Source organism: Mesorhizobium sp. M7A.F.Ca.US.002.01.1.1 (genome assembly GCF_004022955.1).
Taxonomy (GTDB): domain Bacteria; phylum Pseudomonadota; class Alphaproteobacteria; order Rhizobiales; family Rhizobiaceae; genus Mesorhizobium; species Mesorhizobium ciceri.
Genome location: NZ_RZQE01000253.1, coordinates 1 through 8,437, shown reverse-complemented (window position 1 = coordinate 8,437; position 8,437 = coordinate 1). Strand labels below are relative to the sequence as shown.

At 62.3% G+C, this 8,437-nt stretch carries 8 protein-coding genes and 1 pseudogene; 7 read left to right on the top strand and 2 right to left on the bottom strand.

Going from position 1 to position 8,437, the window contains the following annotated elements:
* Positions 1-268 (top strand): annotated as a pseudogene (locus EN932_RS22170) (hypothetical protein); the annotation flags it as partial.
* Between the two features lie 10 nt (positions 269-278).
* Here the strand turns inward: EN932_RS22170 and EN932_RS22165 are convergent.
* Both EN932_RS22165 and EN932_RS22160 read right to left on the bottom strand, forming a co-directional pair.
* A complete protein-coding gene (locus EN932_RS22165) occupies positions 279-932 on the bottom strand; it encodes a hypothetical protein (protein ID WP_013531934.1) in 654 nt (217 codons plus the stop codon).
* Complete coding sequence (locus EN932_RS22160) at positions 929-1,228, bottom strand: DUF3572 domain-containing protein (RefSeq protein WP_024503583.1); 300 nt, start codon at positions 1,226-1,228, stop codon at positions 929-931. Before EN932_RS22160 ends, EN932_RS22165 begins: the two co-directional genes overlap by 4 nt.
* 245 nt (positions 1,229-1,473) lie before the next feature.
* Between EN932_RS22160 and EN932_RS22155 the strand changes: the two genes are divergently transcribed.
* From EN932_RS22155 to EN932_RS22125, 6 genes are all read left to right on the top strand, one after another.
* Entirely contained in the window at positions 1,474-1,845 is a 372-nt protein-coding gene (locus EN932_RS22155) for a response regulator (RefSeq protein WP_013531932.1), read from the top strand.
* Positions 1,846-1,878: 33 nt separating this feature from the next.
* Positions 1,879-3,252 carry a PleD family two-component system response regulator gene (locus EN932_RS22150; protein WP_128369068.1) on the top strand — a complete coding sequence of 458 codons (1,374 nt, stop codon included), beginning with the start codon at positions 1,879-1,881 and terminating at the stop codon, positions 3,250-3,252.
* Between the two features lie 521 nt (positions 3,253-3,773).
* Positions 3,774-5,246 (top strand): FAD-dependent monooxygenase, encoded by a 1,473-nt coding sequence (locus EN932_RS22140; RefSeq protein ID WP_128337775.1) that lies wholly within the window; start codon positions 3,774-3,776, stop codon positions 5,244-5,246.
* 136 nt (positions 5,247-5,382) lie between these two features.
* Complete coding sequence (locus EN932_RS22135; RefSeq protein ID WP_013531928.1) at positions 5,383-6,117, top strand: FadR/GntR family transcriptional regulator; 735 nt, start codon at positions 5,383-5,385, stop codon at positions 6,115-6,117.
* Complete coding sequence (locus EN932_RS22130) at positions 6,114-7,301, top strand: PLP-dependent transferase (RefSeq protein ID WP_127385646.1); 1,188 nt, start codon at positions 6,114-6,116, stop codon at positions 7,299-7,301. Before EN932_RS22135 ends, EN932_RS22130 begins: the two co-directional genes overlap by 4 nt.
* 29 nt (positions 7,302-7,330) lie before the next feature.
* The coding region (locus tag EN932_RS22125; protein WP_164890568.1) for a sugar ABC transporter substrate-binding protein at positions 7,331-8,437 on the top strand (1,107 nt) is incomplete at its 3' end.

Below are 8,437 nucleotides of genomic sequence, written 5' to 3'. Positions count from 1 at the left end.
TGTCGAAGGCCTGCAGGAAGCGGCAAAGTCGGAACCGGAGGTGGCCCAATACGTGCCAGTCGCTCTCATGGCGAAGGGCTTTGGCAAGACGCTGCCCGATGGCCGGCTGGAATGGATCGTCAACGCCAAGGCCGACGGTTCGGTCACCGTCAATGGCGTCATGCTGAAGCCTGCCGATCCGGCCGTGGACGACAGCGTGGACGATGGTGACGGCGACGATGACAGCGGGGACGACAGCGGCGGCGCAGGTGCGAAACTGAACCCTTGAAGGCTGGAGTTTAGAGCCCCAGCGCGCTTGCGATCTTCGGCGCGGCTTCGTGCCAGTCCTGGACGACGACCACATCGTCCGTCACCGGAGGCAGGAATGCGCGCAGCGAATTGTCGGCCATCAGGTGGAACAGTTCGGCGTCGGCGACCGATTCCCGCACCGACGCCAGATTGTGCGGCTGATCGTCGACGAAGACCACCGGTCGGCCGGCCTTGCCGCGAAGCTTGGCCACTGCCGGTCCTTTGGCCATTTCAGTGGTCAGAAGCGGGTAGCTCAGTCCAAGCGCGTCGAGATGGACACGACGCACGGCACGGTGTTTGTGTGGCATGGCCGTCAGCAAGATGATTTCCGCGCGGTCGCCAAGCCCTGCCAGGGCCTCTGCCGCGCCGTCCGTAATGTTTTGCCAATCGGCTTGCGTGTCAAAGAAATCGCCCAGCAGTGCCGTGACTTCGGGCTGTTCGATCAGGCGGCCGCTGGCCGTCTCTGCGATGTTGCCGGTCAGCCGGAACGAGGCCAGCGTCAGGCCATAGCCACGCGTCTTGAGGAAATTCGGAAACGGGCGGATGAATTCGAGCACGACATCGTCGACATCGAGCACCAGCAACGGCCGGTTGTCGGCTGCCAGTTCTTCGATCTGGCGCGCTGTTTCTGGATCATCGCTCATATGGAATGCTCGTGGTTGTCATCGCCCAGCGGCAGCGACCGCAGGGCCTTGCCGACAGCAGCCGGCGGGGTGCCGGTTTCCTCGGCAAAGCGCATCAGCGTCGGCTCGTGGGCGAGGATGAATTGCAGGACACCAGCCAGGAAACCTGGCTCACTGGCGGCTTTGCGGATCGAATGGACCTCTATGCCGGTGATAGCCAGAAAGCGCGGCAAAAGCTCCGGATCGGAGGCGACAAAGCCCAGGGCCTTCACGGCAATCGATTCCGCTTCTTCGCGCATTGACGCTGCGTTTGCCATCACTACCTTCGGTGTGTGGATGAGTCTCTCCCGCAGTAATGGCAAGAGTTGCTTGCGGCAAGCCATTAGAGCGTGGCGCGCCCTTTGGACGCGCAGGCGACGAGGTAGAATTCGCGCTGTTTTCCAGCCGCGGATTTCCGTTTCGTCAATCATATTGCCGTAAAGTGAAGCAGGGTTTGGTGCGTTCAGACATGGGCGCATGACGGTCGCCTTCGAAGCGGAAGGGCGGCCGGGACGGGATATCGATGCCGAAGAAGGTTATGATCGTCGAGGACAATGAGCTCAACATGAAGCTCTTTCGGGACCTCATCGAGGCAAGCGGTTACGAGACCGTGCGCACCCGCAACGGTCTGGAAGCGCTCGATCTGGCACGCCAGCACCGGCCGGATCTCATCTTGATGGATATCCAGTTGCCTGAGGTGTCGGGGCTTGAAGTGACCAAATGGCTGAAGGAGGACGACGAACTGCACGTCATCCCCGTCATTGCCGTGACCGCCTTCGCCATGAAAGGCGACGAGGAACGTATTCGCCAGGGTGGCTGCGAGGCTTATATTTCGAAGCCGATCTCGGTGCCGCGTTTCATCGAAACCATCAAATCCTATCTGGGCGATGCGTGATGTGCCCCTTCAGCCGAGTCGGAGCGTTATGAAATGACTGCGCGGATCCTCGTCGTCGACGATATCCCTGCCAATGTGCGGCTGCTGGAAGTGCGGCTGCTGGCCGAATATTTCGAAGTGTTGACCGCCACCAACGGGCCGGATGCGATCGAGACCTGCGAGAACGGCAAGGTCGATGTCGTGCTGCTCGATGTGATGATGCCTGATATGGACGGCTTCGAGGTCTGTCGGCGGCTGAAGAGCGATCCGGCGACATCGCACATTCCGGTGGTGATGATCACCGCGCTGGACCAGGTTTCCGACCGCGTCCGCGGGCTTGAGGCTGGCGCCGACGACTTCCTGACCAAGCCGGTCAACGACCTGCAGCTGATGACGCGCGTCAAGAGCCTGGTTCGGCTGAAGTCGCTGACCGACGAGTTGCGGCTGCGCGCCTCGACGACGCGCAACATCGGCATCGAGGAGTTGCTCAGCCGCAATTTCGCATCCGAGGACACGACGCCGAAAGTGCTTTTGATCGACGAGCGCAAAACATCCGTCGAGCGCATCCAGAAGATGCTGCGTGATCGGGCCGACCTCGACGTCACACATGATCCGCATGCCGGTTTCTTCCAGGCCGCCGAGACATCCTATGAATGCGTGATGATCTCGACCGCGTTCGCCGATTTCGATCCGCTGAGGCTCTGTTCGCAGTTGCGCTCGCTCGATCGCACCCGCTTCGTGCCGATTATCCTGCTGGCGGAGGAGGGCGAGGAGGAACGCATCATTCGCGGCCTGGAACTCGGCATCAACGACTATCTCATGCGGCCGATCGACCAGCAGGAACTGACGGCACGGCTGCGCACGCAGGTGCGCCGTAAGCGCTACAACGACCAGCTACGGGCCAGCGTCACCCAGACAATCGAAATGGCGGTGACCGACGGTCTGACCGGGCTGCACAATCGCCGCTATCTGGACAGCCATCTGCAGACGCTGTTCGATCGCGCCGTGGCACGGCGCCGGCCGCTGTCGGTGATGATCACCGACCTCGATCGCTTCAAGGCGATCAACGACGCGCACGGTCATGATGGCGGCGACGAGGTGCTGCGGGAATTCGCACGGCGGCTGCGCAAGAATGTCAGGGGTATCGACCTTGCCTGCCGCTTTGGCGGCGAGGAATTCGTCGTGGTGATGCCGGATACCGAGGGCGCGGTGACCGAGAAGGTGGCCGAGCGCATTCGCGCCGAAATCGCCCAGGCGGCTTTCGCCATCGGCCAGGACGGCAAGGCGATCGAAGTCACGGTCAGCGTCGGCGTGTCGTCGGTGCTGAAGGGCGTGGACACGGTGGCGGCGCTCATGAAGCGTGCCGATCTCGCGCTCTACGAAGCCAAAAGCGGCGGCCGCAATCGGGTCGTCGCCAAGGCGGCGTAGTGATCCAGCCCCGATTATCCAGTCAACCCGACAGGGTTACCCGTTTACCTTAATCCAAGCGATTCGCGAGCCTTGGTTAAGAAACTGTTGATTTTCATAAGCTCTTGCGCGACTGTGCAGGCCAAGACGAAGCCGGCACGAGGATAGACCGCCGGCTCCGGTCCCTGGGAATACCCCATGATGCTCAGGTCCGCCGCATCTCCTGGGTCCGTGGGGTCGGCCGGCCGGCGCTGGCACATAGTGGCCTCCTCGTACCGCTGCCAAACGCCGACCGGCCCCCTTCTTTCCAATGAACATCAGAGCTCCGTGCCAAAGCACGGAAGACTCTGGGTTTTTGCGCCTGAAAATCTGGATATCGTTAGGGGAAATTGCCCCGAGCGCTTGTTCCGCGGCAACCCACAGGGGGAACAATACCGTTCCCTTCCATTTCGTACATATGGCGCACAAGGGGCTTGCGGCAAGACCCGGCTCCTCCCGTAAAACCGACCCGAACCAAGGTGCGGAAAACGGGAGTGACGACAATGGTTTCAGATCATGCGGTGGTGATCGCCGGGGGTGGTCCGACGGGATTGATGCTGGCGGGCGAACTGGCGCTAGCAGGCGTCGACGTTGCCATTGTCGAAAGGCGGCCGGATCAGAAACTTGCCGGCCTGCGCGCAGGCGGCCTCCATGCACGCACCATCGAGGTGCTCGACCAGCGCGGAATTGCCGATCGGTTCCTCTCGCAGGGCCAAGTGAGCCCGGCCGTAGGTTTTCACATGATCCGCCTAGACATCAGCGATTTCCCAACCCGGCACAATTACCTGTTGGCGTTGCGGCAGAACCACATCGAGCGCATCCTGGCCGACTGGGTCGGCGAGTTGAAGGTGCCGATCTATCGTGAACACGAGGTTGCGGGGTTTATCCAGGACGACAGCGGCGTCGACGTCGAACTGTCCACCGGTCACCGCCTGAGGGCCGCATATCTGGTCGGCTGCGACGGAGGCCGCAGCACCATTCGCAAGGCGGCCGGTATCGAGTTCGCCGGATGGGATCCGACGATGAGCTGGATGATTGCCGAGGTCGAAATGTCGGAAGAACCGCCATGGGGCTTCCGCAGCAACGCCTCCGGAATTCATGCCCTGGGTAAGATCGAGGACGGCAAGAAGGTTGGCGTCGTGCTGACGGAGCCCCGCCTGGAGGCGCGCGGCGAACCGACGCTACGCGAGCTCAGCGAGGCGCTGGCTGCCATCTATGGCACCGATTTCGGGGTCCACAGCCCGACCTGGCTCTCCCGCTTCACCGACATGACGCGCCAGGCTGCCGCATATCGCGACAGACGCGTGCTCCTGGCCGGCGATGCCGCCCACGTCCATCCGCCGATGGGTGGACAGGGCCTCAACATCGGCGTGCAGGATGCGGTGAACCTTGGATGGAAGCTGGCCCAGGTCATCAAGGGGATATCGCCGGAAAGCCTTCTCGACAGCTATCATGCCGAGCGCCATCCGGTTGCCGCCCGCGTGTTGCGTAACACGATGGCGCAGGTCGCGCTTCGCCGCACGGATGACCGCAGCAAGGCCTTGGCCGACACCGTTGCCGAGTTGCTCGGCATGGATGAACCCCGCAAAAAGATCGCAGCCGAGATGTCCGGCCTGGGTGTCCACTACGACCTCGGCGAGGGGCACCCGCTGCTTGGGCGGCGAATGCCCGATCTCGATCTGACCACCGCCGGCGGACCGTTGCGGGTCTTCACCTTGCTGCACGACGCGCGGCCCGTGCTGCTCAACCTCGGTGAGCCCGGCAGACTGGACATCGCGCCTTGGGCAGAACGGGTCCGGCAGATCGACGCCGGTTACGCCGGTATCTGGGACCTCCCGGCTCTCGGGAGTGTCGTTGCGCCCGACGCGGCCTTGATCCGGCCCGATGGTTATGTGGCTTGGGCCGGGGCGGGAGCCCAACGGGGCCTTGTGGACGCGCTGACCACCTGGTTCGGGCCGCCTGCTGCCGCAGGTTAGCAGACGCGATCGAAGCGATCGCGCGACCGCCTTGAGAATATTGCGTCGCTTCCTCCGACAGTGCTCCTGACAGTTGGTTGACAGGAGTTTTCAACTGTGCAGAATTGGTTGGACCATTGGACCACTCGGAGGAAATGTGGACCAGAACAGCCTGCCACCCATTCAAATCACGGCGCGCGACGACGCCGTGTTGAAGGCGTTGGTGGGATTTGTTCGCGCCGAAGCCCTGCAGCTGGGCGACAGACTCCCAACCGAACGCATTCTCGCCGAGCGGCTGAAGGTCAGCCGCAACACCGTGCGCGAGGCTCTGACACGCTGGGAAGGGCTCGGCCTCGTCGAACGCCGGCAAGGCAGCGGCACCTATCTCAAGGCGGCTGTTTCGCCTGATATGCTGCACATGCCGCTGACACTGGCCGGCGGCAATGATTTCACCAGCCTGATGCAGACGCTGGAGATCCGCCGCGCGCTGGAGGCGGAGGCAGCAGCCCTTTGCGCCGAACGCGCCAGCCAAGCCGATATTGCCGAGATCGCACGCAAGCTCGACATCATGGAACAGGCGTTCCGCACGCGCGAGGGCATGTCGTCGGAAGAGGATTGGGAGTTCCACCAGGCGATCTACCGGGTCTCGGGCAATCCGCTGTTCGAGCAGATCATCGCCGCCATGCATGAGCTGTTTCACCGCTTCTGGGAGCATCCGCTCGGCGTGCGTGACTTCGGCCACGCCAGCTTTCCCTACCACCGGACCATCTACGAACGCATTGCTGCCCGCGATCCGCAGGGCGCTCGCGCCGAGGCGCTCAAGCTGATCGCCACCGTCGAGGACGACCTCAAGCGCGGCGCGGCCAAACTCAAACTCTCGAGCCAGACATGAACGAGCATCCATCAGGTTTCGATTACGAGTATCTCACCGAAGCGGCCACGCTTTTGGCGCATGACGAACCGTTCCCCGGCGGTGCGGTGGTGCCGCCGATCTACCAGACCTCGCTGTTCACCTTCGCCAACTATGCCGAGATGGCCGATACCTTTGCCGGCAAACGAAGGCAGCCGATCTACTCGCGCGGCGACAATCCCACGGTGATGGAGTTCGAGGCGCGCGTGGCAGCGCTCGAGGGCGCAGAAGCCGCGCGCGGCTTTTCCAGTGGCATGGCGGCGATCAGCGCCACAGTGCTTGCGTTCGTCGGTGCGGGCGAGCGCATCGTGGCGGTGCGCAATTGCTATGGCGATGCCTACCGTTTGTTCGAGCGGCTGTTGCCGCGCCTCAACATCAAGGTCGACTATGTCGACGGCTCCGAGCCGGATGCGGTCGCGGCGGCACTTCCCGGCGCCAAGCTGCTTTATCTGGAAAGCCCGACCTCGATGATGTTCGAGCTGCAGGACATCGCGCATCTGACACGGTTGGCCAAGGAACAGGGCATCGTCACCACGATCGACAATTCCTGGGCGACGCCGGTGTTCCAGAAGCCGATCACGCATGGCGTCGACCTGGTGCTGCATTCGGCCTCGAAATACCTTGGCGGCCACAGCGATACGGTCGCGGGCGTCGTGGCGGGTTCGGCTGCCTACATCAAGCACATCAACGAGCAGACCTATTCCTATCTCGGCGGCAAGCTGTCACCGTTCGAGGCGTGGCTTTTGCTGCGCGGCCTGCGCACGCTGCCGCTGCGCCTGCCGCACCACATGAAGAGCGGCCTGACCATCGCCGAACGGCTGAAGGCGCATGCCGCTGTCGAGCGGGTCAACCATCCCGTCTATTCGAACCACCTGGGCAAGGCGACGCTGGCCGGCTATGCCGGGCTGTTCTCCTTCGAGGTTACGGACGAGATCGACATCCCCGTCTTCGTCGACGCGCTGAAATATTTCCGCATCGGCGTCAGTTGGGGCGGGCATGAAAGCCTGGTCGTGCCGGCCAAGGCGTCGCTGGAGCAGACGCCGGGCCTGAATTCGATGGCGCGCTTCGGCGTCAGCCCCCGAACCATCCGCTTCAATGTCGGATTGGAGAGTGTCGAAGACCTGTGGGCTGACGTCGCCCAAGCCTTCGAAAAAGCCAGAAAATAACAAGCGGGTTCAAAATGGGAGTCTTGAACATGAAAAAACTGACCGTCATGCTTGCCACCGTTGCGGGACTGGCGATTTCCGCCGGAAATGCTGTGGCCGATTCGACCCTGAAAATGGTCGAAGTCATCACCAGCCCGCCACGCACCGAATTCCTGAAGAAGCAGATCGCGGAGTTCGAAACGGCCAATCCAGGCATCAAGGTCGAGCTGATCTCGCTGCCCTGGGGGCAGGCGTTCGAGAAATTCCTGACCATGGTGCAGGCCGGCGATACGCCCGACGTGGTCGAGATGCCGGAGCGCTGGATGGGCCTCTATGCCAACAATGCCCAACTCGAGGATCTCGGCCCGTATATGGCCAAATGGGATGACGCCAAGACGCTTGGCGACCGCGCGAAACAGTTCGGCTCGACCGTCAACAACACCCAGTTCATGATCCCCTACGGCTACTATGTGAACGCGCTGTTCTGGAACAAGAAACTGTTCAAGGAGGCCGGCCTCGATGGCCCGCCGGCGACGCTTGAAGATTTCGTCGCCGATTCCAAGAAGATTTCCGCGCTCCCGGGCAAGTACGGCTACTGCCTGCGCGGCGGGCCGGGCGCCTTCAATGGCATGCACATGTTCATGAACATCGCCGCCGGCAAGGGCGGTTACTTCAACGAGGACGGCACTTCGACGATCAACGAGGAGGGCTCGGTCAAGGGCCTGCAGATGCTGGCCGACATGTACAAGGACGGACTGGCGCCGAAGGATGCGGTGAGCTGGGGTTTCAACGAAACGGTCACCGGCTTCTATTCCGGCACCTGCGCCATGCTCAACCAGGATCCGGACGCGCTGCTCGGCATCGCCGACAAGATGAGCGCCGACGATTTCGCGGTAGCGCCATTGCCGGTCGGGCCGAGCGGCAAATCCTATCCGACACTCGGCTATGCCGGTTGGGCCATGTTCGCCAACTCGCAGCACAAGGACGACGCCTGGAAGCTGATGGCGACCCTTTTGTCGCCGAAGGACAATCTGGAATGGGCCAAGGAAGTCGGCGTCGTCCCGATCCACAACGGTGCCGACCAGGATCCCCATTTCAAGACCGAGCAGTTCAAGGGCTGGTTCACGGAGCTCAGCGACAGCTCCAAATATGAAATG

Excerpts from the sequence above, each read along its gene's own strand:
- EN932_RS22165 (WP_013531934.1), bottom strand. The coding sequence starts at position 932 with ATGAGCGATGATCCAGAAACAGCGCGCCAGATCGAAGAACTGGCAGCC.
- EN932_RS22160 (WP_024503583.1), bottom strand. The coding sequence starts at position 1,228 with ATGGCAAACGCAGCGTCAATGCGCGAAGAAGCGGAATCGATTGCCGTG.
- EN932_RS22155 (WP_013531932.1), top strand. The coding sequence starts at position 1,474 with ATGCCGAAGAAGGTTATGATCGTCGAGGACAATGAGCTCAACATGAAG.
- EN932_RS22150 (WP_128369068.1), top strand. The coding sequence starts at position 1,879 with ATGACTGCGCGGATCCTCGTCGTCGACGATATCCCTGCCAATGTGCGG.
- EN932_RS22140 (WP_128337775.1), top strand. The coding sequence starts at position 3,774 with ATGGTTTCAGATCATGCGGTGGTGATCGCCGGGGGTGGTCCGACGGGA.
- EN932_RS22130 (WP_127385646.1), top strand. The coding sequence starts at position 6,114 with ATGAACGAGCATCCATCAGGTTTCGATTACGAGTATCTCACCGAAGCG.